This is a genomic window from Mycobacterium lentiflavum, assembly GCF_022374895.2.
GTDB classification, from domain to species: Bacteria; Actinomycetota; Actinomycetes; order Mycobacteriales; family Mycobacteriaceae; genus Mycobacterium; species Mycobacterium lentiflavum.
Map to the genome: position 1 here is coordinate 4,350,443 of NZ_CP092423.2, position 26,353 is coordinate 4,376,795.

The 26,353-nt window shown below is 65.3% G+C and carries 25 protein-coding genes and 1 tRNA gene; 2 read left to right on the forward strand and 24 right to left on the reverse strand.

The genetic code is table 11. The annotated features are described in order from the left end of the window. Nucleotides 1–43 precede the first annotated feature (43 nt). Nucleotides 44–628, forward strand: a complete 585-nt coding sequence (locus MJO58_RS20160) for a cob(I)yrinic acid a,c-diamide adenosyltransferase (RefSeq protein ID WP_239720747.1) — start codon at nucleotides 44–46, stop codon at nucleotides 626–628. A 20-nt stretch (nucleotides 629–648) separates the two neighbouring features. On the opposite strand, the gene MJO58_RS20165 is transcribed toward MJO58_RS20160, so the two are convergent. From MJO58_RS20165 to argS, 21 genes are all read right to left on the reverse strand, one after another. After that, complete coding sequence (locus tag MJO58_RS20165) at nucleotides 649–1,092, reverse strand: DUF2550 domain-containing protein (RefSeq protein WP_090605112.1); 444 nt, start codon at nucleotides 1,090–1,092, stop codon at nucleotides 649–651. A 16-nt stretch (nucleotides 1,093–1,108) separates the two neighbouring features. Beyond that, nucleotides 1,109–1,474, reverse strand: coding sequence for a F0F1 ATP synthase subunit epsilon (locus tag MJO58_RS20170; RefSeq protein WP_090605115.1), 366 nt, complete (start codon nucleotides 1,472–1,474; stop codon nucleotides 1,109–1,111). 29 nt (nucleotides 1,475–1,503) lie between these two features. After that, nucleotides 1,504–2,955, reverse strand: a complete 1,452-nt coding sequence (gene atpD, locus MJO58_RS20175; protein WP_090605117.1) for a F0F1 ATP synthase subunit beta — start codon at nucleotides 2,953–2,955, stop codon at nucleotides 1,504–1,506. A gap of 23 nt (nucleotides 2,956–2,978) precedes the next feature. After that, on the reverse strand, nucleotides 2,979–3,899 hold the full coding sequence (locus MJO58_RS20180) for a F0F1 ATP synthase subunit gamma (RefSeq protein WP_090605120.1): 921 nt from the start codon (nucleotides 3,897–3,899) through the stop codon (nucleotides 2,979–2,981). A 6-nt stretch (nucleotides 3,900–3,905) separates the two neighbouring features. Continuing rightward, nucleotides 3,906–5,579 carry a F0F1 ATP synthase subunit alpha gene (gene atpA, locus MJO58_RS20185; protein ID WP_239720748.1) on the reverse strand — a complete coding sequence of 558 codons (1,674 nt, stop codon included), beginning with the start codon at nucleotides 5,577–5,579 and terminating at the stop codon, nucleotides 3,906–3,908. 44 nt (nucleotides 5,580–5,623) lie between these two features. Next, entirely contained in the window at nucleotides 5,624–6,964 is a 1,341-nt protein-coding gene (locus tag MJO58_RS20190) for a F0F1 ATP synthase subunit B/delta (protein WP_239720749.1), read from the reverse strand. 7 nt (nucleotides 6,965–6,971) lie between these two features. Then, nucleotides 6,972–7,481, reverse strand: a complete 510-nt coding sequence (locus MJO58_RS20195; RefSeq protein WP_090605129.1) for a F0F1 ATP synthase subunit B — start codon at nucleotides 7,479–7,481, stop codon at nucleotides 6,972–6,974. Between the two features lie 9 nt (nucleotides 7,482–7,490). Next, nucleotides 7,491–7,736 carry a F0F1 ATP synthase subunit C gene (locus MJO58_RS20200; protein WP_090609504.1) on the reverse strand — a complete coding sequence of 82 codons (246 nt, stop codon included), beginning with the start codon at nucleotides 7,734–7,736 and terminating at the stop codon, nucleotides 7,491–7,493. 83 nt (nucleotides 7,737–7,819) lie between these two features. Further along, complete coding sequence (gene atpB / locus MJO58_RS20205; RefSeq protein ID WP_090605132.1) at nucleotides 7,820–8,578, reverse strand: F0F1 ATP synthase subunit A; 759 nt, start codon at nucleotides 8,576–8,578, stop codon at nucleotides 7,820–7,822. Continuing rightward, complete coding sequence (locus MJO58_RS20210; RefSeq protein ID WP_090605135.1) at nucleotides 8,571–9,035, reverse strand: ATP synthase subunit I; 465 nt, start codon at nucleotides 9,033–9,035, stop codon at nucleotides 8,571–8,573. Before MJO58_RS20210 ends, atpB begins: the two co-directional genes overlap by 8 nt. Before the next feature lie 224 nt (nucleotides 9,036–9,259). Beyond that, nucleotides 9,260–10,492: a glycosyltransferase family 4 protein gene (locus MJO58_RS20215; RefSeq protein WP_090605137.1), complete on the reverse strand. Its 1,233-nt coding sequence runs from the start codon at nucleotides 10,490–10,492 to the stop codon at nucleotides 9,260–9,262. Between the two features lie 41 nt (nucleotides 10,493–10,533). Continuing rightward, nucleotides 10,534–11,187: an L-threonylcarbamoyladenylate synthase gene (locus tag MJO58_RS20220; protein WP_090605140.1), complete on the reverse strand. Its 654-nt coding sequence runs from the start codon at nucleotides 11,185–11,187 to the stop codon at nucleotides 10,534–10,536. Further along, nucleotides 11,180–12,025 (reverse strand): peptide chain release factor N(5)-glutamine methyltransferase, encoded by an 846-nt coding sequence (prmC, locus tag MJO58_RS20225; protein WP_090605143.1) that lies wholly within the window; start codon nucleotides 12,023–12,025, stop codon nucleotides 11,180–11,182. Before prmC ends, MJO58_RS20220 begins: the two co-directional genes overlap by 8 nt. Next, entirely contained in the window at nucleotides 12,022–13,095 is a 1,074-nt protein-coding gene (gene prfA, locus MJO58_RS20230; protein WP_090609505.1) for a peptide chain release factor 1, read from the reverse strand. The genes prmC and prfA overlap by 4 nt, the downstream gene beginning before the upstream one ends. A 90-nt stretch (nucleotides 13,096–13,185) precedes the next feature. After that, nucleotides 13,186–13,425 (reverse strand): 50S ribosomal protein L31, encoded by a 240-nt coding sequence (rpmE, locus tag MJO58_RS20235; protein WP_085220951.1) that lies wholly within the window; start codon nucleotides 13,423–13,425, stop codon nucleotides 13,186–13,188. A 258-nt stretch (nucleotides 13,426–13,683) separates the two neighbouring features. Beyond that, nucleotides 13,684–15,561, reverse strand: coding sequence for a transcription termination factor Rho (gene rho / locus MJO58_RS20240; RefSeq protein WP_239720750.1), 1,878 nt, complete (start codon nucleotides 15,559–15,561; stop codon nucleotides 13,684–13,686). A 268-nt stretch (nucleotides 15,562–15,829) separates the two neighbouring features. Further along, nucleotides 15,830–16,765, reverse strand: a complete 936-nt coding sequence (gene thrB / locus MJO58_RS20245; RefSeq protein ID WP_090609506.1) for a homoserine kinase — start codon at nucleotides 16,763–16,765, stop codon at nucleotides 15,830–15,832. 97 nt (nucleotides 16,766–16,862) lie between these two features. Next, complete coding sequence (thrC, locus tag MJO58_RS20250) at nucleotides 16,863–17,948, reverse strand: threonine synthase (RefSeq protein ID WP_090605149.1); 1,086 nt, start codon at nucleotides 17,946–17,948, stop codon at nucleotides 16,863–16,865. Then, nucleotides 17,945–19,270: a homoserine dehydrogenase gene (locus MJO58_RS20255; RefSeq protein WP_239723362.1), complete on the reverse strand. Its 1,326-nt coding sequence runs from the start codon at nucleotides 19,268–19,270 to the stop codon at nucleotides 17,945–17,947. The genes thrC and MJO58_RS20255 overlap by 4 nt, the downstream gene beginning before the upstream one ends. Nucleotides 19,271–19,272: 2 nt before the next feature. Further along, nucleotides 19,273–20,691 carry a diaminopimelate decarboxylase gene (gene lysA / locus MJO58_RS20260; RefSeq protein ID WP_239720751.1) on the reverse strand — a complete coding sequence of 473 codons (1,419 nt, stop codon included), beginning with the start codon at nucleotides 20,689–20,691 and terminating at the stop codon, nucleotides 19,273–19,275. Next, nucleotides 20,688–22,352: an arginine--tRNA ligase gene (gene argS / locus MJO58_RS20265; protein ID WP_090605158.1), complete on the reverse strand. Its 1,665-nt coding sequence runs from the start codon at nucleotides 22,350–22,352 to the stop codon at nucleotides 20,688–20,690. Before argS ends, lysA begins: the two co-directional genes overlap by 4 nt. Nucleotides 22,353–22,477: 125 nt before the next feature. Here argS and MJO58_RS20270 point away from each other — a divergent pair. After that, nucleotides 22,478–22,553, forward strand: a tRNA-Arg gene (locus MJO58_RS20270). Between the two features lie 104 nt (nucleotides 22,554–22,657). Here MJO58_RS20270 and MJO58_RS20275 read toward each other — a convergent pair. The 3 genes from MJO58_RS20275 to MJO58_RS20285 all read right to left on the reverse strand — a co-directional run bounded on the left by MJO58_RS20275 (nucleotide 22,658) and on the right by MJO58_RS20285 (nucleotide 26,341). Beyond that, on the reverse strand, nucleotides 22,658–23,302 hold the full coding sequence (locus tag MJO58_RS20275) for a hypothetical protein (protein ID WP_090605161.1): 645 nt from the start codon (nucleotides 23,300–23,302) through the stop codon (nucleotides 22,658–22,660). A gap of 106 nt (nucleotides 23,303–23,408) precedes the next feature. Continuing rightward, a complete protein-coding gene (locus MJO58_RS20280; protein WP_239720752.1) occupies nucleotides 23,409–25,673 on the reverse strand; it encodes an arylsulfatase in 2,265 nt (754 codons plus the stop codon). Beyond that, nucleotides 25,670–26,341, reverse strand: a complete 672-nt coding sequence (locus MJO58_RS20285; protein WP_139043323.1) for a TetR/AcrR family transcriptional regulator — start codon at nucleotides 26,339–26,341, stop codon at nucleotides 25,670–25,672. Before MJO58_RS20285 ends, MJO58_RS20280 begins: the two co-directional genes overlap by 4 nt. Between the last annotated feature and the right edge of the window lie 12 nt (nucleotides 26,342–26,353).

Below are 26,353 nucleotides of genomic sequence, written 5' to 3' on the forward strand. Positions count from 1 at the left end.
GCTTGTCAGTCGGCTAACTCACTTCGCCGAGTACGGTTTGTTCATGGCAGTCCATCTGACCCGCATCTATACCCGGACCGGCGACGACGGCACGACGGGATTGAGCGACTTCTCCCGCGTGTCGAAAAACGATCCCCGCCTGGTGGCATACGCGGACTGCGACGAGGCCAACAGCGCGATCGGCGCCGCCATCGCGCTGGGTCGGCCCGACGCCGAACTCGCGGACGTGCTGACCCAGATCCAAAACGATTTGTTCGACGCAGGCGCCGATCTGTCCACTCCGGTGGTGGAGAACCCGAAATATCCTCCGTTGCGCGTCGCCCAGTCCTACATCGACCGGCTCGAAGAATGGTGTGACAAATACAACGAGCGGCTGCCGGCGCTGAATTCCTTTGTGCTGCCCGGCGGTTCGCCTTTGTCGGCGCTGTTGCACGTCGCCCGCACCGTGGTGCGGCGCGCCGAGCGATCCGCTTGGGCCGCAGTCGATTCGGCACCGAACGACGTCAACGTGCTGCCGGCGAAATACCTGAATCGGCTCTCGGACCTACTCTTCATCCTGTCGCGGGTAGCCAACGCCGGCGGCGAGGTGCTTTGGAAACCAGCAGGGAAGCCGGGCGGCGGCGCCTAAACCGGTTGAGCCACTTTTCATTAGATGCTGCGACGCCGTGCGCGCGGGGACGGACGGGACTCCAGCCACGACAAGAACGCGGTCAACGCGCCCTGATCGAGCGCGATTTCGTAACCCGACCGGCGTTCCTGCGTCGTATCGCGTAGTTCCAGCACCACGATCTTGTCGGTCATGATGTCGAACTCGTCGCCGCGCGGCGCGCGCCGAGCCACGATCTCGACGCCTCGCCGGCTCAGCCGGCGATCCGGCCAGAGCCGGACACTGGAGAGCCGGTAAAACGCGGCTTCACCTCCGCGATAACGGATTACGCCGTGCCGCCAGCCGTGACCCCCGACCGCCGGGATGTCGCGCATGATGCCGGCCGTTCCGCCCTGCCGGAGTTTCAGCAGCCGATAACTCAGCGCCAGTACCGCAGCTCCCAACACGACGACGAGCACGACCATGCCAACCATGGGCGCGCTCATCGCCTTGTCCTAACGGCTAGTCGATCGCGCCGACGGCGCGCAACCTCGCGCGGCCCCGGGCGGCAACACGAGGATCGTCGGACTCGGAGTCTTGCTTGGCGGAAGCCTCGTCGATCTCCGACTCGAATTCGGCGGATTCGGCGAGAATGGTCACGCTCTCCTCGGTCACCGACAAGAACCCGCCATCCACCGCGACCCGTAGATCGTCTTCGCCCTCGCGCTCGACGCGCACCATTGCGTCATCGACCAATTGGGCCACCAACGGGATATGGCGGGGCAGGATACCGATCTCGCCGGCGGTGGTTCGGGTGAATAGGAACGACGCCTCCCCCGACCAGATCTTGCGGTCGACGGCGACGATCTCAACGTTCAATTCAGCCACCTCACACCACCTTTCGACTCGGCCAGCTGCTAGAGCTTGGCACCGAGAGTCTCGGCCTTCTTCGCCAAGTCGTCCAGGCCTCCGATCAAGAAGAACGCCTGCTCGGGCACGTGGTCGAAATCGCCCTTGCTCAGCCGGTCGAACGCCTCGATGGTCTCCTTGACCGGGACCGTCGAACCCGGCTGGCCGGTGAACTGCTCGGCCGCCATCATGTTCTGCGACAGGAACCGCTCGATGCGCCGTGCCCGGTTGACCAGCTGCTTGTCTTCTTCCGACAGTTCGTCGATACCGAGGATCGCGATGATGTCCTGAAGGTCCTTGTACCGCTGCAGGATTCGAATGACTTCCTGCGCAACACGGTAGTGCTCGTCACCGACGACGCTCGGGTCGAGGATGGTGGAGCTCGATGCCAACGGGTCCACGGCGGGGAAGATGCCCTTGGAGAACACCGATCGGGAGAGCTCGGTGGTGGCGTCCAGGTGGGCGAACGTCGTCGCCGGCGCCGGGTCGGTGTAGTCGTCGGCCGGCACGTAGACCGCCTGCATCGACGTAATCGACTTGCCCCGCGTCGAGGTGATGCGCTCCTGCAGCTCACCCATCTCGTCGGCCAGCGTGGGCTGGTAGCCCACCGCCGACGGCATCCGGCCGAGCAGGGTCGACACCTCCGAGCCGGCCTGCGTGAACCGGAAGATGTTGTCGATGAACAGCAGCACGTCCTTGCCCGCCTCGTCGCGGAACCACTCCGCCATCGTCAGCGCGGACAGCGCCACTCGCATACGAGTACCGGGCGGCTCGTCCATCTGACCGAAGACCAGCGCGGTGTCCTTGAGCACGTTGGCTTCCTTGAGCTCGACCCAGAGGTCGTTGCCCTCGCGGGTGCGCTCCCCCACGCCGGCGAACACCGAAGTACCGGAGAAGTTACGGGCGATGCGGTTGATCATCTCCTGGATCAACACCGTCTTGCCCACGCCGGCGCCGCCGAACAGTGCGATCTTGCCGCCACGCACGTACGGAGTGAGGAGGTCCACCACCTTCAGTCCGGTCTCGAGCATCTCGGTGCGGGGTTCGAGGTCCTCGAACGCCGGCGGCTTGCGGTGAATCGACCAGTGCTCGAAGTCTTCTCCGTATCCTGGTTCGTCCAAGCAGTATCCCAGCGCGTTGAAAACGTGACCCTTGACGTCCTCACCGACCGGCACGGTGATCGAGTTGCCGGTGTCGGTCACCTCGACGCCGCGCACGAGGCCGTCGGTGGGCTGCATCGAGATGGTGCGGACCAGATTGTCACCGAGGTGGTTCGCGACCTCCAGCGTGAGGGTTTTCTTCAGCTCCTCGAAGGTGATCTCCGCGTGCAGTGCGTTGAACAGTTCGGGGACCGAACCCCGCGGGAACTCGACGTCGACGACCGGCCCGGTCACCCGTACCACGCGGCCGCTGGTGTCCGATTTCGTCGGCTTGTCGGTCTTCTCGGCAGTAGCGCTCATATCTTTTTCGCTTCCTTGGGGGGCTACTTAGCGGCGTCGGCGAGCGCATTTGCGCCACCGACGATTTCGCTGATTTCCTGGGTGATCTGGGCCTGCCGCTCGCGGTTGGCCTCTAACGTCAGAGCCTTGATGAGGTCGTCGGCGTTGTCGGTGGCCGATTTCATCGCCCGCTGACGCGATGCCAGCTCGGAGGCCGCGGACTCGAGCATGGACGCGTAAACCCGTGTGGTCAGGTACCGCGGGAGCAGCGCCTCGAACAGAGTCGTCGCGTCCGGTTCGAACGAGTACAGGGTGCGCGGTCCAGTGTCTTCCTCGACATACTCCACGACCAAGGGCGCCATCCGGTGGGCCACCGGGGTCTGCGACATCATCGACTTGAACTCCGAATACACGATGTGCAGTTCGTCGACGCCCGGGCCGTCACCGGCCTGCTGATCGTCGTCACCCCCGGCGCCCTTCATGAACGCCCCCACCAACGTCGAACCGATCTCCGCGGCGTTCTCGTACTGGGGTTGCTCAGAGAAGCCCGACCACGACTCGACGATGTCCCAGTTCCGGAAGGTGTAGTAGTTCTGCGCCTTTCGGCCCACGGTGTAGAGGACCGGTTCCTTTCCCTCGTCTCGAAGCTGGGCGAAAAGCTGCTCGGAGCGACGGAAGATGCCGGAGTTGTAGGCGCCGCACAAACCACGGTCGGAGGACACCACCAAAACACCGGCCCGCGTCGGGTCCGGGCGCTCGACGAGCAACGGATGGTCCAGAGCGGCTTCGCTGGCCAGGGTGGTGAGCATCCGGGTGATCTCGAAGGCGTAGGGCCGGGCGGATTCGAGCCGATTCTGCGCCTTGGGAAGGCGCGATGTCGCGATCAGCTCCTGGGCTTTGGTGATCTTCTTGATCGAGCCCGCGGAGCGGATCCGCCCGCGTAGTTCGCGAAGTGTGGCAGCCATGGTTAGCTACTTCTTGTCCTTCTTGGGCTCTTTCTTCGCGTCCTTCTCCTTGGGCTCCGCCTTTTTGACCTTCACGGATTCCTTGTCGTCGTCTTCCTTGGCCTCGGCGTGCTCGTCGGGCACCACCGAACCACCGCCGGTTGCCGCGAAGCCCTTCTTGAAGTGATTGATGGCGTCGGTGAGGGTCTTCTCGTTTTCCTCAGTGAGCTTCTTGCTGGTGCGGATCTCTTCGAGGATCTTGTCCTCGGAGCCCCGGATGTGGTCCAGCAGTTCGGCTTCGAATCGCCTGACATCCTCGACCGGCACCGAGTCCACATGCCCACTGGTGCCTAGGAACATCGAAACCACCTGCTCCTCGACCGGCAGCGGCTGGTTTTGCGGTTGCTTGAGCAGCTCGACCAAGCGCGCGCCACGCTCCAACTGCGCCTTCGATGTGGCGTCCAAATCCGAGGCGAAGGCGGCGAAGGATTCCAATTCGCGGTACTGCGACAGGTCCAAACGCAGACTTCCTGCCACCTCTTTCATGGCCTTGATCTGCGCCGCGCCACCGACTCGGGACACCGAGACGCCGACGTTGATGGCGGGCCGGACGCCCTGGTTGAACAGGTCGGTCTCTAAGAAGCACTGTCCGTCGGTGATCGAGATGACGTTGGTGGGGATGTAGGCCGAGATGTCGTTGGCCTTGGTCTCGATGATCGGCAAACCGGTGAGCGAACCGGCGCCGAGCTCGTCGGAGAGCTTCCCGCATCGCTCCAACAGCCGCGAGTGCAGATAAAAGACGTCACCGGGGTAGGCCTCGCGGCCCGGCGGGCGGCGCAGCAGCAGCGAGATCGCACGGTACGCCTCAGCCTGCTTGGTCAAGTCGTCGAACACGATGAGCACGTGCTTGCCCTGATACATCCAGTGCTGAGCGATTGCCGAACCGGCGTACGGCGCAAGCCATTTGAAGCCCGCCGCATCGGAGGCGGGTGCCGCGACGATGGTGGTGTAGTCCATCGCACCGCCCTCTTCGAGCGTGCGGCGCACGGACGCGATCGTGGTGCCCTTCTGCCCGATCGCCACGTAGACGCAGCGCACCTGCATCTTCTCGTCGCCGGTCTCCCAGTTCTGCCGCTGGTTGAGGATGGTGTCGACGCAGACCGTGGTCTTGCCGGTCTTGCGGTCACCGATGATCAGCTGACGCTGGCCACGCCCGATCGGCGTCATCGCGTCGATGGCCTTGATCCCGGTCTGCAGCGGCTCACTGACGCTCTGCCGTTGCACCACCGAGGGCGCCTGCAACTCCAGCGCGCGACGAGTCTCGGCTTCGATGTCGCCGCCGCCGTCGATCGGTTGGCCCAGCGGGTTGACCACCCGCCCGAGAAAAGCGTCGCCGACGGGGACAGACAGGACTTCGTTGGTGCGCTTGACTTGCTGGCCTTCTTCGACCTTCTCGAAGTCACCGAGGATCACCGCGCCGACACTGTGCTCATCGAGGTTGAGGGCGACCCCGAGGACGCCGCCTGGGAACTCGAGCAGCTCCTGGGTCATCACCGACGGCAGACCCTCGACGTGCGCGATGCCGTCTCCGGCATCGATGACGGTGCCGACCTCCTCGCGAGAGGTGTCGGAGGTGAAGGAATCTACATACTCTTCGATCGCGCTCTGGATGTCAGCAGCGGATATCGTCAACTCGGCCATAGCTTTTCGTCTTCCTACTTCGGTTATTGCTGACTAGTTCGTGTTCACTCGGGCAGTTGAGCCTCGGCCGCGGTCAGGCGAGACGAGAGCGTCCCGTCGATCACTTCGTCGCCCACGGAGATCAGGAGCCCACCCAGCAGTGCGGCGTCGGTCTGCAGCTGCACAGCCACCGGGTGCCCGTAGATGCGGCTGAGCACCTCGGTCAGCCGGGTCCGCTGAGCAGCGCTGGGCTCGGCCGCCGCAGTCACCTGCGCGACGACTTCGTTGCGGCGTGCCACCGCCGCTTCGGCCAAGAACATCACGGCGTCGTCGGCGGATTGACCTCTCAACAGCTCGATAGTCTGGGACAGCAGTGCATTCGTGATCCGATTGCTCTGGCCGGTCGCGCTTTGGAGCACACTGCGCAGCAACCTGACTCGGCCTTCCGCCGGAGCCCCGTACTCACCAAGCAGGACCGCTAGGCGCGGCTGCGCCTCAAGGATCCGGGCAAACCGGAACAACTGGTCTTCGACCTCGTCGACCCGATCCTCGCGCGCGGCGACTTCCAACAGCGCTTGGCGCGCCACATGTTCGACGGCGTCGATCAGATCTGCATTGGCAGACCACCGCTCCGAAACGGCCGTCCGCAACAACTCCAGAGTGGGATCGCCGACCTTGCCGGACAGCAGGCGCTCGAGCAACCTGACCCTGGGCGCGGCGTCTTCGGAAGGCAGGGTGAGATACCGGGTGACGACGATTTCGCCGTTCAGCATCTTGGCTACCGAAACCAGTTCAGCGGCCAGCTTTTCCAATCCGCGAGTGTCGAGATCCTTTGCGATGGCGTCGAACCGATCCGTGACGCTCTTGAGCGCACGCCGACTCGCCGAGCGCATCTTCGCCATCAAGGGGTACTTGACATCAGTCGCCGCGGGGGCCATGGCATCGAGCTCGTCCAGGAAGCGATCGACCGTGGACGATTGCTGCTGGGCGTCGGCCACGTAGCTGCGCACCAATTCCTCTGCCTGGCGCACAGATTCGTGCCCGAGCTCCAGCCGTAGTTGACGGCTCACCTGGGCCCGCAACAGCTCAGCCTGGCGCGCACCCTGTGCCTTGATCCGCTCCGCATCGATCTCGGCCTGGGCCTGTAGCTGCTCGGTAATCCGTTCCGCATCTACCTTGGCCTCTTCGACGACCCGCTCGGCGTCCGACTTGGCCTCTTCCACGGCCTTGCTATGGGCCGTGGTCGACTCGGTCAGCCGCTCGGCGGCCGCCGCCGAATCTTCCAATTGCTGGCGCACCGTGTTCTGACGTGCGGCCATCAAATTGCGCACTGGCGGAACGACATAACGCACCACCAGGAAAACGATGGCGGCGAACCCGATCAGCTGTCCAATAAACGTCGACATTGATTAGTTACCTTGTCGCAGCGGAAGTTGTGACGTCGACGCCGAGAATGCGACTGGCCAGCGTGGCCGACATGGTAGCCACGTTGGCACGCAAATCCAGTTCCACAGCGTCCCTTTCCCGCTTCAATTGCTCGCCAGCCTGCTGCAAAGTCGTTAACACCTGCTGCTCGGCGTTTGCGCGCGCCTCGTCAACGACCTTGCGGCCGTCGGCGCGGGCTTTGTCGCGGAACGACGACGCCTGCACTCGGGCTTCTTTCATCGCCTTCTCGTAGTCGGCCTGCGCGGCCTCGAACTGCTCGTTCGCCTTCTTGTTGTCGGTGGCGGTCTTGGCGACCATCGCGTCGCGTTCGCGCAACACCTTCATGACCGGCGGCACGACGAATGTGCCGATGACGGCCAGCACGATCAAGAAGATCGCCAGCACGAAAAAGAACGTGCCGTTAGGGACGAGGAAGTTGTTGCCTCCCTCGGCTACTAACTGGCTGGACGCCAGAACGCTGCGGCTCGCGTCACCCATCACTGCGAACTAGCCGACGGGGGTGGCGAAGACGAACAGCGCCATGAAGGCCAGGTTGATGAAGTACGCCGCCTCAACCAGACCGACGGTGATGAAGAACGGCGTGAACAACCGGCCTTGCGCTTCCGGCTGACGGGCAATACCCGCAACCAGTGCGTTACCGGCAATACCATCACCGATACCGGCACCGATTGCGCCGCCGCCCATGATAATTCCACCGCCGATGAGAGCAGCGGCAGCGACTTGGGGGTCCAGGGCCATTCTTATCCTCCTTATAACTGGTAGTTCTCTACCAGGCTTCTGTAATCGTGTGTGGCTCAGGCCAATTCAAGTTGGTCTCAGTCATGGTGATCCTCGATCTCCATGGCTTGGCTGAAGTACAGGATGGTCAGGATCGAGAAGATGAACGCCTGGATCGCGCCGACGAACAGGTCGAACGCTTTCCAGATCGCGTTGGGCGCCCACATGATGTAGGGCGGGAAGAGCGCGATCAGCGCGACCAAAATGCCGCCGGCAAATATGTTGCCGAAAAGTCGCAGCGACAACGAGATCGGCTTGGCGAGTTCCTCGACGAGGTTGATCGGCGCCAGGAACGCCACGTGGCCCTTGAGCACCGCAAGCGGGTGTCCCACGATGCCGCGACGCCAGATACCGGCCACGTGGTAGCAGACGAATACGAAAAGAGCCAGCGCGAGTACGTAATTGATGTCCGCGGCCGCCGAACTGAGTAACTCGGTGGTGCGCCCGGATTTGTCGGTGTACTGCAGCGGCAGCACCGACAGCCAGTTGGAGATCAGGATGAACACGAAGATGGTGACCGCCAGCGGCAGGACGAAAGGTGCGATCCGCATCCCGACGGCGGCCTCGATCTGGTCGCGCATCTGGACGGTGATCGCCTCCCAGAACAACTGAACTCCGCTGGGCACCCCGGTCGAGGTGATCTTCGCGCGCAGATAGAAGGCGAGTGCCAGGACGATCAGGGCAGCGATCCCGGTCGACAGGATCGTGTCGGTGTTGACGGTCAGCCCGAGCCAGGTGGCGTGGGTGTGCTCGCCGACCTCGATTGCGCCTTCGGCCAGGAACCTCGACTCACTCATCGCTGGTGTTACCTCTTTCGGTACCTTCGGATGCCGGCTCCGCCCAGTCGCCGGCGCGCAGCTTCTTCCATACCGGCAGGGCGGTCGACAGCACCAACACCACCTGGAAAAGGGCCAAGCCGAACACCACGCCCAAGCCGGCGGGCCGGAAAATGTAGGCAATGATCAGGCCGATGACGGTGATGATCGCCAGCCGAGTCGCTGAATTCAGCGCCATCGAGCTTTTCATCGGATGTTCTTTCGCCGTTATCGACGCAACGGAGCGACGCACCAGCAGCGCGTTGAGCAAACCCAGGAGCAGTCCGACGCCGAAGAACACGCCGACCATCAGATGACCGGAGAAAGCGGCGCCAGCTACCGCAACAGCGGTGATCGCTGCGCAAACCACCAGGAGCCGAGACGGATTGAATGCAACGGACGGAAACACCAACGGCGCGTCCTGCGCTGGTGTCGTCACTGCAGCACCTCAATCCGGCTTGGTGAAGCGGAAAACTTCCGACCGACTGATCGGTAGCCCGCCGAGCGTATCGCACGTCACAGAGGATTCACTCAAGGGGTATCTCCCTTAGTCGGTCGTCGATCGGCGCGGCCGGAAAACGGTCCGGCGGCCCGATTGGCCGGCAACCCTCACGATTCTTTTTGGGGTTCTACCAGCACCGTACCACAAGGTCAGCGGTACTACTACTGCCCGTCGTAGTCCTCGTCTGCGTAGTCGTCGCGGCGACGCAAGAGCGGGATCACCGTCGCGACGCCGGCAACCACGATGGCGCCCAGCATCACCGCGCCGGTATCGCGTGGGTTGAAAAAGATCGTGCTGGCGGCGCCGAACGCGACGATGCCGACCCACAAATAGATGAGCAGTACCACCCGACGATGCGAATGGCCGATCTGCAACAACCGATGGTGTAGATGCATCTTGTCCGGGCTGAATGCGCTGCGGCCCGCGCGGGTGCGCCGCACGATGGCCAGCAACAGGTCGAGCATCGGCACGAACATCACCGCGACCACCAGCAGGAACGGTGACAGCAGAGCAAAGACGTCACGGGCGCCGTAGGCATTTTGCGAGATCGGTCCGGCCGCGGTGGTGGACGCGGCAGCAAGCATCAAGCCGATCAGCATCGAGCCGGAGTCGCCCATGAAGATCTTGGCTTTGTGGAAGTTGTGTGGCAGAAAGCCCAGACAGGCCCCCGCCAGCACGACCGAGATGACGGCGGGCGGATAGAACAGTACGTCGCCGCCATGGTCGCGCAGCAGACCGACCGAGAATATGCAGATCGCCAGCGCGGTGATCAGCCCGAGCCCGGCCGCCAGCCCGTCGAGCCCGTCGACGAAGTTCATCGCGTTGACAATCGACACCGTCAGCGCCAGCGTCAGCAGGATCGACGACGCCTGGTCCAGCACGATGGTGCCGACGCCCCCGAACGGGATGTACAGCACGCTCCATGCGACACCCATCGTGACCAGCACGCTGGCGGCGGTGATCTGGCCGGCGAATTTCGTCAGGGCGTCCAGACCCCAGCGGTCGTCGATGAGTCCGATGCCCATGATCACCGCGCCGGCCACCAACACCGCCGGCATACCGGTGGAATAGACGAAACCGCGGGTGAGCGCCGGGAGCTCGGATGCCAAGAACACCGCGCAGAGAACACCGACGAACATCGCCAGCCCGCCCATGCGGGGGGTCGGCGTGACGTGCACATCGCGTTCGCGCGGATAGGCGACCGCTCCCAAACGAGTGGCCAGCACCCGCACCGGTCCGGTCACGAAGTAGGTGATGATCGCGGCCGTCAGTCCGACCAACGCCAACTCGCGCAGCGGGACCCCGGCGCCGCGGTCGGACAGGGCGTGCAGACCAGCGGCAATGCTGACGAGATTGCTGGCCGGGTCGCTAGACACCACGAGACCGTACGCCACCTTCCTGAGACCTGAGGTCTCGCTCCATCACCGTTGCGCCGCTAGGCGATTAGCCGTCCCGGGTCCATTCCAAGCACTTCCGCGATGCGCTCGACGCTGACCGGTCCGGCGCGCAACAGGCGCGGAGTCTCGCCGGTGAGGTCGACGATCGTCGAGGCGGCCTGCTGCTGCGAGGGTCCCGCGTCGAGATAGACATCGACGGAATCGCCGAGTTGGTCCCGCGCCTCGGCGGCGTTTACCGCAGGCGGGCGACCGGAGACATTGGCGCTGGATACCGCCATCGGCCCGACCTCGCGCAACAGCTCGATCGCCACCGGGTGCAAGGGCATCCGCAGCATGACCGTGCCACGCGCGTCTCCGAGATCCCACTGCAGCGACGGCGCTTGCGCCACAACCAGACTCAGCGCACCGGGCCAGAACGCGCGGATAAGTTCGCGAGCGCCGTCCGGCATGGTGTAGACCAGGCCCTCGATGGTGTGCCAGGAGCCCACCAGCACGCCGACCGGCATGTCGCGCCCGCGGCCCTTTGCTGCCAACAGCGCGGCCACAGCGCGGTTGTCGAAGGCGTCGGCGCCGATGCCGTACACGGTGTCCGTCGGCATCACGACCAGCCGGCCACCCTTGAGCGCCCCGACCGCCGATTCGATTCCAGCCGAACGCTGTTCGGGCTCAGCACAATTGAACAACTCAGCCACGAGCGCTCCTACAGGCAGTCACGAATCTTGGCCGGCCGGTGAGATCTTTCCGCGCCCGGATGTCTTCGAAAATCCCTGTGCACTGGATCAATTCGACAGTCCGCGACGAGGTGGTGTCATCGTGCTCGACGGCGAAAAGGCCACCGGGGCGCAGCCAGCGTCCGGCGAGGTCCACCACCGCGCCGATCACCGTCATGCCGTCCGGGCCGCCGAACACCGCGTGCGCCGGATCATGCTGGGCGACTTCGAGATCCAGCTCGACACCATCGGGCACGTAGGGCGGGTTAGCCACCACCAGGTCGACTCGTCCGTCCAGCTCGGGCAGCAGGCCTTGCGTGGTGACGTCGGCGCGAACCAGCTCCACCGCGGTGCCCTCCACATTGCGGCGCGCGTAGTCCAGCGCCGCCTCGGAGTCATCGACGGCGATCACCCGCGCCGCCGGCCAATGCCCGGACAGTGTCAGGGCCAACGCACCGGATCCCGTACACAAATCGACGATCACCGGCGCCGCGGCGAGGCACTGTGCGGTGGCCCACTCCAAGATGGCCTCGGTCTCCGGGCGCGGGATGAAGACACCGGGGCCGACGTGCAGCACAACCGGCCCGAATGCCGCGGTCCCGGTGAGATGCTGCAACGGCACTCGCCGCGAGCGGGCGGCGACGACGTCGTGGTATCGCACCAGGAACTCGTCGTCGATGGATTCGATCAAGGTCAGCCGACCGCGCTCGGCACCCGCCACATGAGCGGCCAACTCCTCGGCATCCCAACGCGCAGAATCGATTCCGGCCTCGGCGAGCACCGCCGCAGCAGAGTCGATTGCGCGCCGCAGGACGGTCATGCCTGTTGCAACCGGGCCTGTTTGTCGGCGGCACTCAATGCGTCGAACAGCGCATCCAGGTCACCGTCGAGAACCTGGTCCAGATTGTGTGACTTGAAACCGATTCGGTGATCGGTGATCCGGTTCTCCGGGAAGTTGTAGGTGCGAATCCGTTCGCTGCGATCCACGGTGCGGATTTGGCTGGCCCGGTCCGCCGACGCGTCGGCCTGCGCCTGCTCCTCGGCAAGTGCCTGCAAGCGGGCGGCGAGCACCTGCATCGCCCGGATCTTGTTCTGCAGCTGCGATCGTTCGTTTTGGCAAGTGACGACGATTCCGGTGGGCAGGTGGGTGATTCGCACCGCCGAGTCGGTGGTGTTGACGCCCTGCCCACCCTTGCCCGACGAGCGGTAGACGTCGATGCGCAGATCCGACTCATCGATCTGCACCTCGCCGACTTCCTCGGGTTCGGGGTAGACCAGCACGCCGGCCGCCGAAGTGTGCACGCGGCCTTGGGATTCCGTCACGGGCACGCGTTGTACGCGGTGCACTCCACCCTCGAACTTCAGGCGCGACCACACCCCGTCGACCGAGTCGCCCTTGCTGGCGATCGTCAGCGTCGCGTCCTTGTAGCCACCCAGATCGGAGGTGGTTTCGCCCAGCATCGTCACCGTCCAGCCATGCCGCTCGGCGTAGCGGATGTACATCCTGGCCAAGTCGGCGGCGAACAACGCCGATTCCTCGCCGCCTTCACCGGATTTGACCTCGAGCACGACGTCGTCGGCGTCATGGGGATCGCGCGGCGCCAGCATGTCGGTCAGTTGAGTGTCCAGCTCGGCCACCCGCGCTTGGAGCTCGACGACCTCGTCGGCGAACGAGTCGTCGTCGGCGGCCAGTTCGCGGGCGGTCTCCAGGTCGTCGCGCGCCGACTCCAGCTTGCGATGCGTGGCGACGATCGGGGCCAGCCGGGCGAACCGACGGCCGGCCTTGCGCGCCTCGTCGGGATTGCTGTGCAGTTCGGGGTCTGCCAGCCGCCGCTCGAGTTCGGCGTGCTCGGCAAGCAGCACGTCAATCGTCTGTACCGGCTGCGCCATCACACACCTCCTCCCCCGCCGTTTACCGCGAACGCAAACCGACGCCCGGCCTGCGCAAGTTGGTGCGCAGTTCGGGCGTCGGTAAGGCAGCTATTTGTCGGCCGATTCCTTGTCAGCTCCGGCCTTGCGCTTTCCGTAGCGCTTTTCGAAGCGCGCCACGCGGCCACCGCTGTCCAGGATCTTCTGCTTGCCGGTGTAGAACGGGTGGCACTGCGAGCAAACCTCGACAGTGATGTGACCGCCGTCCTTGGTGCTACGCGTCTGGAACGTGTTACCGCAACCGCAGAGCACGGTGGTCTCCCCGTAGGCGGGATGAATGTCAGCTTTCATGATGTCCTCTTCGATCGTTGTCGCCCTGGTCCCCGCAGGGATCCGGCCGTCGGGCGTAACCTCGGAACCGCAAGGCGGCCCCGGGCAGTCGACGCTCGATTATGCCAGGTCAACTACCTTCTCCCCAAACACCGAGATCCACCCGCACATTCCCGGCCGGATTAGTCGCGGCTCTTGCACCGAGACCGTAACCACCCGGACACCCGGGTGTCGGCTGCGTGGTTACCGGGAGCGCCTCGCGCGTGCAGCGTTGGGACGCTAGTCGTTGTCCATGTTCCCCGGTGTCGTCTTGGACACCTGGACCAGGAATTCGTAGTTGGTCTTCGTCTTGCGCAGCTGGCTCATCAGCAGGTCGATAGCCTGGTGCGAGTCCAGACCCGACAGCACGCGGCGCAGCTTGTGCACAATGCCGAACTCGTCGGGCGACAGCAACAGCTCGTCCTTACGAGTACCGGACGGGTTGACGTCGACCGCCGGGAACACCCGGCGCTCGGAGATCTTGCGGTCCAGCTTGAGCTCGGCGTTACCGGTGCCCTTGAACTCCTCGAAGATGACCGTGTCACCGGTGGAGCCGGTCTCGACCATCGCCGTGGCGATGATGGTCAGCGATCCGCCTTCTTCGATGTTGCGCGCCGCACCGAGGAAACGTTTCGGCGGGTACAGCGCGGTGGAGTCGACACCACCGGACAGGATCCGGCCCGATGCGGGCGACGCGTTGTTGTACGCGCGGCCCAGGCGGGTGATCGAGTCGAGCAGCACCACGACGTCCTTGCCCTGCTCGACCAGCCGCTTGGCGCGTTCGATGGCCAGCTCGGCGACGGACGTGTGGTCCGACGGCGGCCGGTCGAAGGTGGAGGCGATGACCTCGCCCTTCACCGAACGCGTCATGTCGGTGACCTCTTCAGGACGCTCGTCGACGAGGACGACCATCAGGTGGCATTCCGGGTTGTTCTTGGTGATCGCGTTGGCGATGTCCTGCAGGATCGTGGTCTTACCGGCCTTGGGGGGCGACACGATCAGGGCCCGCTGGCCCTTACCGATCGGCATGATCAGATCGATGACCCGCGTGGTCAGCCGGTCGGGAGTCGTTTCCAGGCGAAGGCGCTGGTTGGGGTAGAGCGGCGTCAACTTCTGGAAATCGGGACGCTTCTTGACGTCTTCGACCGGTCCACCGTTGACGCTGTCCAGGCGAACCAGCGGATTGAACTTCTGCCGCTGGTTGGGCTGCTCGCCCTCTTTGGGCACCCGCACCGCGCCGGTCACGGCGTCGCCGCGGCGCAGGCCATTCTTGCGCACCATATTCATGGACACGTAGACGTCGTGCGGGCCGGCCAGATACCCGGAAGTACGCACGAACGCGTAATTGTCGAGGACGTCAAGAATGCCGGCTACCGGTTGGACGACGTCGTCCTCGCGCAGTTCGGCCTCGCCGCCGCCCTCGCCCGAGCGCTCACCGCGACGCCGGCGGTCACGGAACCGGCGGCCGCGACGGCCCCCACGGCCGTCGCCGTCGTCGTCCTGTTGGTTCGAGCCGCCGCGGTTTTGCTGGCCGCCGGAGCCTTGCTGATCGCCGGAATCGGATCCGCGGTCGTCGTTCTTGGATTCCTTTTGGCCTTGGCCCTGGCCGCCGTCGCGCCGGTCGGCTTGGCCGCCGTCGCGCTTGTCGGCCTCGCGAGTGGCCGTGCCGTTGCGGCTCTGCGAGCCCTCGCCGTCGGCCTCATCGGCGGGGGTGGCCGATCCCGCGTCGCGGGAGGCGCCGCGCCGTTCCCGGCGTTGGCTGCCCTCGTTCGCCGAATCCTTCTGTTCCCCTTGGGCAGTCGGTTCTTCGGCGGCAGTTTTCTCTTGGTTCTTGTCCTGTTCGGACTTGCCGGTGTTCTCGGCCGGGGCGGCGGCGGATGTACCGTTGGCCTGTCCCCTGATTTCCTTGATCGCGGCGATGAGTTCGTTCTTACGCATCCCCGACGTCCCCTTGACGCCGGCCTGATTAGCCAGCGCACGCAACTCGGGCAGCACCATGGTGGACAGGGAGCCGGCCGAGACATTGGGTTTCACGTCCGGAGTGTCGGTGGTCACGGCGTTCGGCAGCTGATTGCTGTCGGTACTTTCCCCAGCCGTGAACAGGTCCGTATCAGTCACGGATTTCCTTTCTTCCCTCGATGATCACGTCATACGAGGGGTTCGTTGCATTCAGCTAAATTGCCGAGTGCGCCCAAAAATCGACTCTGCAACGGTGATCGCCTGGATGGGCGGAGAAAACGGCGAACCTCGTCCACGAGAAGAATTGGTGTTATCCCAGCGGCAAGGCAGTATGTATGCAGATGCAGATGACTGCGATTGCTGGACGATGCCGAGGATAGCCCGCATCTGTGCTTGAAGCAAGCAAACCCTCCGGTGAGCCTGTGGATTAACCAGCGACTGTGACACCCGGGCTCCAGCGAGCCCCTTCGCCGGCCGTCATCTCGGTGATGGTGAATCCGTTGGCAACGCCGCAGTCCAGCGCCTCAGGCGGCAACTCCGACTCGGTGGTCAATGCAATAACTGAGGGGCCCGCCCCCGAAAGCGTCGCTGACACATTAAGACGCCGCAGCAGCCGCAGATATTCCGCCGACGCCGGCATGGCGGGAGCCCGTTGCGGCTGATGAAGCACGTCTTCGGTGGCCGCCATCAGCAGATCCGGGCGTTGGGTCAGCGCCACCACCAGCAAGGCGGCGCGGCTGACGTTGAATCGTGCGTCCTCGTGGCTGACCTGGGCGGGCAGCAGCACCCGCGTCTCGGCGGTCGACGAACGCTCCTCCGGAATCGCGCAGAACAGCCGGATGTCGGGGTGCAGCGCCAGCGGGACGGCCGAGTAGGCCGGCGCATCGGCGGCCTCCTCGGTCCACGAAACCACCGCGCCGCCCAGCACCGCGGCCGCGGCGTTGTCCGGGTGACCCTCGAACTCCGAGGCCAACTGGATCAGCTGAGCCTCGCTGAAGGGGGTGGAATCCGTTTGCGCGACAAGGCCATTGACCGCGGCAAGACCGCTGACCACAGCCGCCGCGGACGAACCGAGGCCGCGGGAATGCGGGATGGCATTGCGGCAGTGCACCACCAGGCCGGGCGCACGGACGCCGGCGGCCTGCAGCCCGCGCTCGACGGCGCGCACCACCAGGTGCTCGGGGCCCAGCGGCACTTGTCCCGCGCCCTCGCCCTCGACCTCCACGACCAAGCCGGAATCGGTTGTCTCCAGGACGATCTCGTCGTACAGACTCAACGCGAGACCGATGCTGTCGAAACCCGGTCCAAGATTGGCGCTGGACGCCGATACCACAGCGCTGGCCACCAGTCCGGCGGGCAGCAGCTGATTCACCGGCACGGGCTCAGACCTGAAGCGTGCCGACCCGTCCCCCGCAAGCGGGTGGTAACCCCAGCGCCCGGCTTCGCCGCGCTTGCGATCGTCACGACGCGAGTCCCAACTTCTCGACGACGAGGACCGGATCCACCGGCAGCGGGGAAACGCTGGGCATATCCTTCAGCGCCGTATCGGGATCCTTGAGGCCGTTACCAGTGACCGTGCACACCACCGTCGACCCGCGGGGCACCCACCCGTCTTCGACAGATTTGAGCAGGCCCGCGATGCTGGCCGCAGAGGCAGGCTCGACGAACACGCCCTCGGATTCGGCCACCAGGTGGTAGGCCGCCAGGATCTCCTCGTCGGTCGCCGCCAGGAAGCGTCCATTGGATTGCTCCTGAGCCGCAACGGCGGCCGTCCACGACGCCGGCGAACCGATCCGGATCGCGGTGGCGATGGTCTCGGGGTTCTTCACGGGTTTGCCGGACACCAGGGGCGCGGCTCCGGCCGCCTGGGTGCCCAGCATGCGGGGCAGCTTCTCGAACACGCCGTCCTGGTGGTACTCGGTGTAGCCCTTCCAGTACGCGGTGATGTTCCCGGCGTTGCCGACGGGCAGCGAGTGGATGTCCGGCGCGGTACCCAGCGCGTCCACGATTTCGAACGCCGCCGTCTTCTGGCCCTCGATCCGCACGGGGTTGACCGAGTTGACCAACGAGATCGTCGGGAAGTCGGCGGCCATCTTGCGGGCCAGTTCCAGGCAGTCGTCGAAGTTGCCGTCGATCTGAATGATTCTGGCGCCGTGCATCACCGCCTGCGCGAGCTTTCCCATCGCGATCTTGCCCTGGGGTATCAGGACCGCACAGGTGATGCCGGCGCGCGCCGCGTAGGCCGCCGCCGACGCCGAGGTGTTTCCCGTCGATGCGCACAACACGGCCTGCTGTCCGCGGGCCACGGCGTCGGTGACCGCCATCGTCATGCCCCGGTCTTTGAACGAGCCGGTGGGGTTAAGCCCCTCGACCTTCAGGTGGACCGTGCAGCCGGTCTGCTCCGACAGCCGGGTCGCCGGGATCAGCGGGGTGCCACCCTCGAGCAACGTGATCGCCGTCCAGTCGGCGCCGACCGGCAACCGGTCGCGGTACGCGGCGATCAGACCCGGCCAGGGTTTGTGGACCGCGGTTCGTGGCGTGCTCATATGCTGGTTCCTTCCAATCTCAGCACGCTTGCCACACTCTGCACGACATCCAAATCGGCCAGCGCATCAACGGTTTCCGAGAGTGCGGCATCGGTCGCGCTGTGCGTGACCACCACGATACGGGCCCCCACCCGTCGCCCGCCCTCGTCCGCGACGCCTTCCTGACGAACCTCGGCGATGCTGACCTCACGTTTGGCGAATTCGGCTGCCACCGAGGACAACACACCGGGCTTGTCCGCGACGTTCATGCTGACGTAGTAGCGGGTGGAAATGAAACCCATTGGCGCAACCGGTAATTGGGCGTATTTCGATTCTTTCGGTCCGCGACTGCCCAGCACCCGGTTGCGAGCGGCCATCACCAGGTCACCGGTCACCGCGGATGCGGTCGGCGCGCCGCCGGCGCCCTGGCCGTAAAACATCAGCCGGCCCGCCGCCTCGGCTTCCACCACCACGGCGTTGAACGCGCCGTTGACGGTGGCCAGCGGATGCTCCAGCGGCACCAGGGCGGGGTAGACGCGCGCCGAGACCCGTTGCTGGCCATCGTCGGTCGTGATGCGCTCGCAGACGGACAGCAGTTTGATCGTGCAGCCCAACGCGTGCGCGGATGCGAAGTCGGCCGGCGTGATCTTGGTGATGCCTTCGCGGTAGACGTCGTCGGCGGTCACCCGGGTGTGGAAGGCGATGGACGCCAGGATCGCGGCCTTGGCCGCGGCGTCGAAGCCCTCGACGTCGGCGGTGGGATCGGCCTCGGCGTAGCCCAGCGCACTCGCGTCGGCCAGGGCGCTGGCGTAGTCGGTGCCGGTGCTGTCCATCGCGGACAGGATGTAGTTGGTGGTGCCGTTGACGATGCCGGCCACCCGGACCACCGTGTCCCCGGCCAACGACTGGGTGAGCGGGCGGATCACCGGGATTGCGCCCGCAACCGCCGCCTCGAAATACAAGTCGACATGCGCGTTTTCAGCTGCCTGAGCCAGTTCGCCGGTCGAGGTGGCCAACAGTGCCTTGTTGGCGGTGACGACCGACTTGCCGTGCTCGAGCGCGGCCAGGATGGCCTTGCGCGACGGCTCGACCGGCCCCATCAACTCAACGACGATGTCGACGTCTTCCCGCGAGACCAGCTCTTCGACGTTGTCGGTGAGCAGTTCGACGGGCACACCGCGGTCGTCCGCGACGCGCCGAACCCCGATGCCGCGCAGCGCAAGAGGGGCGCCGACCCGGGCCGCGAGATCGTCCGCGCTCGCCTCGATGATGCGGACCACTTCGCTGCCGACGTTGCCCAACCCGAGTACCGCTACGCCGACTGGTTTTCCATTCCCGGACACAGTCACCTCACTTCCAGACTCAGCAGATCGTCGACCGTCTCGCGGCGCAGGATCAGTCGGGCCCGTCCATCGCGAACCGCGACCACGGCAGGCCGGCAGATCATGTTGTAGCGGCTCGACAGCGAATAGCAGTAGGCGCCGGTCGCGGCCACCCCGAGCAGGTCGCCCGGTCCCAGATCGCCGGGCACCCAGGTATCGCGCACAACGATATCGCCGCTCTCGCAGTGCTTTCCGACGATGCGGGCCAGCGCCGCCGGTGCGTCGGTGACCCGGGACACCAGCCGGGCGTCGTACTGCGCGTCGTAGAGCGCGGTACGGATGTTGTCGCTCATGCCGCCGTCGACGCTGACGTAGCGCCGGATTGCCGTCGTGCTGACCTCGACGTCCTTGACGGTGCCAACCTCGTAGAGCGTGATGGTCCCCGGTCCGGCGATGGCCCGTCCGGGTTCGACCACCAGGCGGGGCGTGGGCAGACCAACGGCCGCGGCCTCATTGCTGATGATCGCGCTCAGCTTGGCCGCGAGTTCGGCCATCGGGGGCGGGTCGTCGGATGCCAGGTACGAGATGCCAAGGCCGCCACCGAGATCGACGGTCGAGATCTGTGCAGTCTTGTCCACTCCGAACGCAGCGACGACCTCCTGCAGCAGGCCGAGCACACGGCGCGCGGCCAGCTCGAAGCCGGCGACGTCGAAGATCTGCGAACCGATGTGGCTGTGCAGGCCGACCAGCCGCAGGTGATCGGTCGCGAATACCCGTTCCACCGCCGCCATCGCCGCGCCGCCGGCGACTGACAGGCCGAACTTCTGGTCCTCGTGCGCGGTGGAGATGAACTCGTGAGTGTGGGCCTCGACGCCGACGGTGAGTCGCACGAAGACGTCCTGGACGACGCCGGCCTCCCCCGCGATCGTTTCGAGGCGCTCGATTTCGGTCATCGAGTCCACGACGATATGGCCAACCCCGGCTTTGACCGCGGTCGTCAACTCCGTGACAGATTTGTTGTTGCCGTGCAGGGTAATTCGCTCCGGCGGGAAGTTGGCGTGCAGCGCGACGGCCAGTTCCCCGCCGGTGCACACGTCGAGGCAGAGGCCCTCTTCGTCGATCCAGCGCGCAATCTCGGTGCACAGGAACGCCTTAGCGGCGTAGTGGACATTAGCACCGCCGCCGAACGCCGCCGCGATCTCTCGGCAGCGGGAGCGCAAGTCGTCCTCGTCGACGACGAAGAGCGGAGTTCCATACTCCTGGGCGAGATCGGTCACCGGGACTCCGGCGATGACGGCCACCCCGGCGTCGTTGCGAACCATGTTGTGCGGCCAGACATTCGGCGCCAAGCCCAGCAGCTCCTCCGGCGACTGCGGCCGGGGTGGGCTGTCCGCATGACGGATTTCCTCGGCGTGCCGGGGACCGGCGGGATGGACGTTCACATTCTCTCCGGGGCGCTGACGCCGAGTATCGCCAATCCGTTGGCGATGACCTGCCGGGTGGCCTGGCACAACGCCAGCCGGGCGATGTGCAGGTCGCCGGGTTGTTCGTCGCCCTGGGGCAATACGCGGCACGAGTCGTAGAACCGGTGGTAGTCACCGGCAAGGTCTTCCAGGTAACGGCAGATCCGGTGCGGCTCGCGCAGCGACGCCGCGGTGTCGAGCACCCGCGGGAACTCGCCGATGGTGCGCAGCAGCGCACCTTCTTTGTCGTGGCTGAGCAACTCGAGATGGCCTTCAAAACCGGCACCGTCGGGAATCAGGCCGAGCTCCGCGGCGTTGCGGGCCAGCGCCGAGAGCCGGGCATGCGCGTATTGCACGTAATACACCGGGTTTTCATTCGACGCCGACGACCACAGCGCCAAATCGATGTCGATCGCCGTATCCACCGACGAACGGGTCAGGCTGTAGCGGGCGGCGTCGACACCGAGCGCGTCCACCAGGTCGTCGAGCGTGATCACGGTGCCGGCCCGTTTACTCATCCGCACCGGCTGGCCGTCGCGGACCAGGTTGACCATCTGCCCGATCAGCACCTCCACGGTCGCGGGGTCGTCACCGAACGCGGCCGCCGCGGCCTTGAGCCGCGCGATGTAGCCGTGGTGGTCGGCACCAAGCATGTAGATGCACAAGTCGAAGCCGCGTTGTCGCTTATCCAGGTAGTACGCGATGTCCCCGGCGATGTAGGCGGGTTTGCCGTCGCTCTTGATCACGACGCGGTCCTTGTCGTCACCAAAAGCGCTGCTGCGCAACCAACTTGCGCCATCCTTGTCGTAGATGTTGCCGGCCTCGCGCAGCCGCGCTATAGCTTCGTCGACGCGTCCGCTGGTGTGCATCGAGTCTTCGTGGGTGTACACGTCGAAGTCGGTACCGAATTCGTGCAGCGTCTCCTTGATGTGGGTGAACATCAGGTCGACGCCGATCTCGCGGAAGGTCTCGTGCATCTCGGTTTCGGGCAGGCTCAACACATCGGGTGCCTTCTGCAACACCTGGGCGGCGATGTCGTTGATGTAGGTGCCGGCGTAGCCGTCCTGCGGGGTGGGTTCGCCCCTGGCCGCGGCGATCAGCGAGTTGGCGAAGCGGTCGATCTGCGCGCCGTGGTCGTTGAAGTAGTACTCGCGCGTGACGTCGGCACCCTGCGTCGATAGCAGTCGACCCAGCGCATCGCCGACGGCGGCCCAGCGAGTACCGCCGATGTGGATCGGTCCGGTCGGGTTGGCCGAGACGAATTCCAGATTGATCTTGGTGCCGGACAGCGTGTCGGAGTATCCGTAGCGGTCGCCGGCGTCGATCACGTCGTTGACGACCTTGGCTTGGGCCGACGCCTCGAGGCGCAGGTTGATGAAGCCCGGTCCGGCCACTTCCGCCGACGAGATACCGTCGGCCGCGACCAGCGCCTCGGCCAGCCATCCGGCCAGTTGACGCGGGTTGGCGCCGACCTTCTTGCCCAGCTGCATCGCCAGGTTGCTCGCGTAATCGCCGTGTTCGGGATTGCGCGGTCGTTCCACCGTGACCGTCGCCGGCAGCACCGACGCGTCGAGGCCATGCTCGGCCAGCACCGCGGATGCGGTGACCTTGAGCAGCTCAGCCAGGTCAGCGGGGGTCACGAGCGTCCATCCTATTGGTTAGCGTGCCTACGCCTCGAATCCATTGCGATGTCAGCGCTGCCACCCGGATGCGTTAGTCTGTCCCGGATAGTTTGAAGCCCATTGGCGCAGTATCTATATCGTGCGCCCCCGTAGCTCAGGGGATAGAGCGTCTGCCTCCGGAGCAGAAGGCCGCAGGTTCGAATCCTGCCGGGGGCACCATCTGACCAGGCGATTCACCTTCCCCCAACCCCGGCGGCGGCAAACTACCCCTAGCAGTTCCCGGGCGACAGTCGAAACCTTCTACTTCCAGACCACTCGAGTGTTCACCCACCGCCCCCGTGGATGGCAATGATGGCCAATTGTGCGAGCGCGGCGGCCAGGGCGAGGATCAGGAACACCGAGACTCGCGGGCTGACATAAGCGCGCAGGAAGGGCTGGGTCGGGAAGGAGAAGGTCTCCGCGACGCCGAGCGGCTTGTATTTGTGAGCGGCCTCGAAGGCGGGATTGAGCACCATCTTGAGCATGTCACGGCGCGACCGGTAGCGCATAAAGCCGACGATGCTCCAGCCCGGATCGGGGCCGACCATCCAGGAATCGATGTAGCCGCCGACTTTGCGCGTCGCCAGCGCCGGATGGCCGCCGTGTCGTAGCAGCAGCGGCATGAAGGCCTTGGAATAGGCCCGCATCATCGCGTTCGCCGGCACCTCGGCCCCGGTGTCCGGATCGGTGACCGTGGTATCGGGCACGCGCACCAGATTGACCATGACGAATTCGCGGCCGTCGTCCTCTTCGAGGAAGGTGCGCACCACCGCGAGATCAGTCGCGCCGCCAGAGCCCCGCGCCTCGATTTGGGCCAGCATGGTGTCGATCTCGCCCTGCCGCAGCTTGCCGCGCCAATTGTCGTAGAACAGTCGAAAACCACCGTAGAGCGCGGCCGCCACCAGCCATACCCACCACCCGGGCATCATGGACGATCTCCCTTCGGGCGTTCAGCACCGTCCAATGCGCACGACCCTGCGGAGTCGGCTTGCGCAACACGTCGCCGGACACCAGACCGGCCAGCCGGGCAGCCGGTCATTGCCGGCTCATTTCGGCTGCCGCCTCGGCTCCAGTTGTGGCGAGATCCTGGTCATCGACGAGCTGGATGTCGAGTTCGTGGAGTTTCCCCGCGAATGCGAAAGGTGCCTGGTACCGGCCGGACACGGCCGATCCGTGGTTGTAGCCGATGCTGGCGCCGACCGACGAGATCATCATCATGACCAGCGGCAGCTCGACCGAGCCCGCCGCGTGGCCGTTGACCTGCACAGTGATCGACCCCGTCCGGCCCGCGCCCCGGCGCAGCCGCACAACCAGCGTCGAATCGCCGGCGGGGACGTCGACGGCCGATTCGACGATCGAGTGGTCATCGAACGCGTTGTAGTCGACCACGAGCTTGTCGTTCTGCACGAATACCGCGATGCCCGAGTTCTCGGTGCCGGTGGCGAACAGCACGCCGTCCTGACCCTGGCTTCGGGTTATCCGCGCGGTGAGGTCGAAGCTACGGCCTCCGATGGCGGCGGCCGCTTGTCCGGGCTGCGGGGACATCGGTGGCCGGTAGACGTAGTGCTGGTCGACGGGGTGGGGTGAGTTCGGCCGGAATCGGGCGCCGAACAGCTCAATGGTGCGGTCGTCGAGCGGGAGCACACCGTGCTTTTCGGCCTCCGCCCACCACAGCCGGATCAGTTCGCTGAGCCGCTCGGGCTGTTCGGCTGCCAGGTCGGTGCACTCGGACCAGTCTGTGCCGAGGTGATAGAGCTCCCAGCGTTCGGTGTCGAAATCGGCACCCGGGGTGTGCTTGCACACGGCTTTCCAGTCGCCGGCGATGATCGCGCGGCTGCCCATCATCTCGAAGTACTGGACGGTGTTGGCGGCTGGCGCGTCCGGGTCGTCGATGAGGCCGGCGAAAGAGTGGCCGGTGACCGGGAGCTGTTCGATGCCGCGGTAGTTATGTGGTGGTGTAACTCCGAGGAGGTCGTAGACCGTCGCGGCGATGTCGGAGACGTAGACGAACTGATCGCGTTTTGTTCCACGCTGATCCACGGCGATCCGGTCGGGGTAATGCACGATCATCGGCACGTGCACGCCGCCTTCGTGAGTGTTCTGCTTGTACCACTTGAACGGGGTGTTTCCGCACTGCGCCCAGCCCCACGGATAGTTGGTGTGGCTGTGCGGGCCACCGATGTCATCGAGGCGATGCATCACCGTCTCGGGCGTGTCGAAGATGCCGTTGAAGAATTTCATCTCGTGGAGAACGCCGTACGGTCCGCCCTCCTGGGACGCGCCGTTGTCAGCAAGTACCAGCAGCAGCGTGTTGTCGAGTTGGCCCAGATCGCGTAGGCCCGCGACCAGGCGGCCGATCTGGTCATCGGTGTGATCGAGGAACGCCGCGAACGCCTCCTGGAGCCGGCAGGCAAGCTTACGTTGGTCGTCGCCGAGATCGGCCCAGGCGTCCACGCCGGGGTTGCGCGGGGCCAGTTCGGTTTTAGCCGGCACGACGTCCGATTCGAGCTGGCGGTCAAACCACCTTTGCCGCAAGAGGTCCCATCCTTCGTCATATCTGCCGCGGTACTTGGCCAGGTAAGCCTCGGGCGCCTGATGCGGGGCGTGGGTCGCACCGAAGGGCAGGTAGAGAAAGAACGGCCGGTCGGGTCGCACACCGCGTGAATCCGACACCATTTTCAGAGCCTGATCGACTAGGTCTTGGGACAGGTGGTAGCCGTCTTCGGGCCGGGCGGGCGGTTCGATCGGGTGGTTGTCGCAGACCAGTTGAGGATGGAACTGGTCGGTTTCGCCCTCGAGGAAACCGTAGAAGCGATCGAAGCCGCGGGCCAGCGGCCACTGGTCGAAGGGGCCGGCCGCCGAGCACTGTTCCAACGGGGCGAGGTGCCATTTGCCGACGCAGAACGTCGCGTACCCCTGCTCGCGGAGTACCTCGGCCATAGTCGCCGCGTCGTTGGCGATGTGGCCCAATTGGTGCGGGAACCCGGTGCGGAAGTTCGACACCGACCGCATACCGACGGCGTGTTGGGATCGGCCGGTCAGTAGCGCCGCCCTTGTCGGCGAACACAGCGGTGTCACGTGAAAGTTGGTGAACTGCAGGCCATTTGCGGCCAGCGCATCGACGTGCGGGGTGTCGATGTCGGAGCCGTAACACCCGAACTGCGCGAACCCGGTGTCGTCGAGCAACACCACCACCACGTTCGGGGCGTCAACCCCAGGATGGGGTGGCTCATCGAACCACGGCTGCGAGTCGGCCACGGTGCGGCCGATGGTTCCTTCGAATCGGGACGCTCGGGTCATTCGGGGATGGTCCTTTCCTCGGAAGTTGGTAGCGGTGGCCACCCTGAGATCAAGACGCGTAGCCCCGACCGCCATGACCGGGCGATCTGTCGCGCAGACCGGCCGTGGGTCCTGGCCAACAGTTCGAACGCTTCCGGGGACGTCAGCGCGTCCAGCAGGGACACCAGATCTGAGGCGTCCGTCGTTGTCCGCCCTACGGTTTCGGGCTGGAAGCACTCCCGCGTCTGGGCCGCGAGCGCGGCACGGTTGTAGGCGACCGCCGCGGCCATCGTCTCGTAGTCCAGTGCGCGGATCCGTGCCAGCATCAACAGCGGTCCGGCTTGCTCGTAAAGGCTCACGCGATGGTGCACGAAGAACCGTATCCGTGCGTCGAGATCGGCACCCGGCGCCGGCCTGGCGGCGACCAAATGCGAATAGCGGGAACGGAATCGGTCCAAGGCCTGAACCTGCAGGTCGGCCAGGCCGTCGAAGTTGCGGAACACCGACGAGACCGATACACCGGCCCGCTCGGCGACATCGTGCGCCGACGGGGGGATCTTGCCTTCCAGGATCAGCGCGAAGGCCGCGTCGACCACCGCCTGCCGGCCGCGCTCGCGGCGCGCCCGCCGTCCGTCCGCTTGCGCGCCGCCCACATCACCGGGTTGGACGTCAACAGGTTCTGCCCTCACCTTGGCCAGACT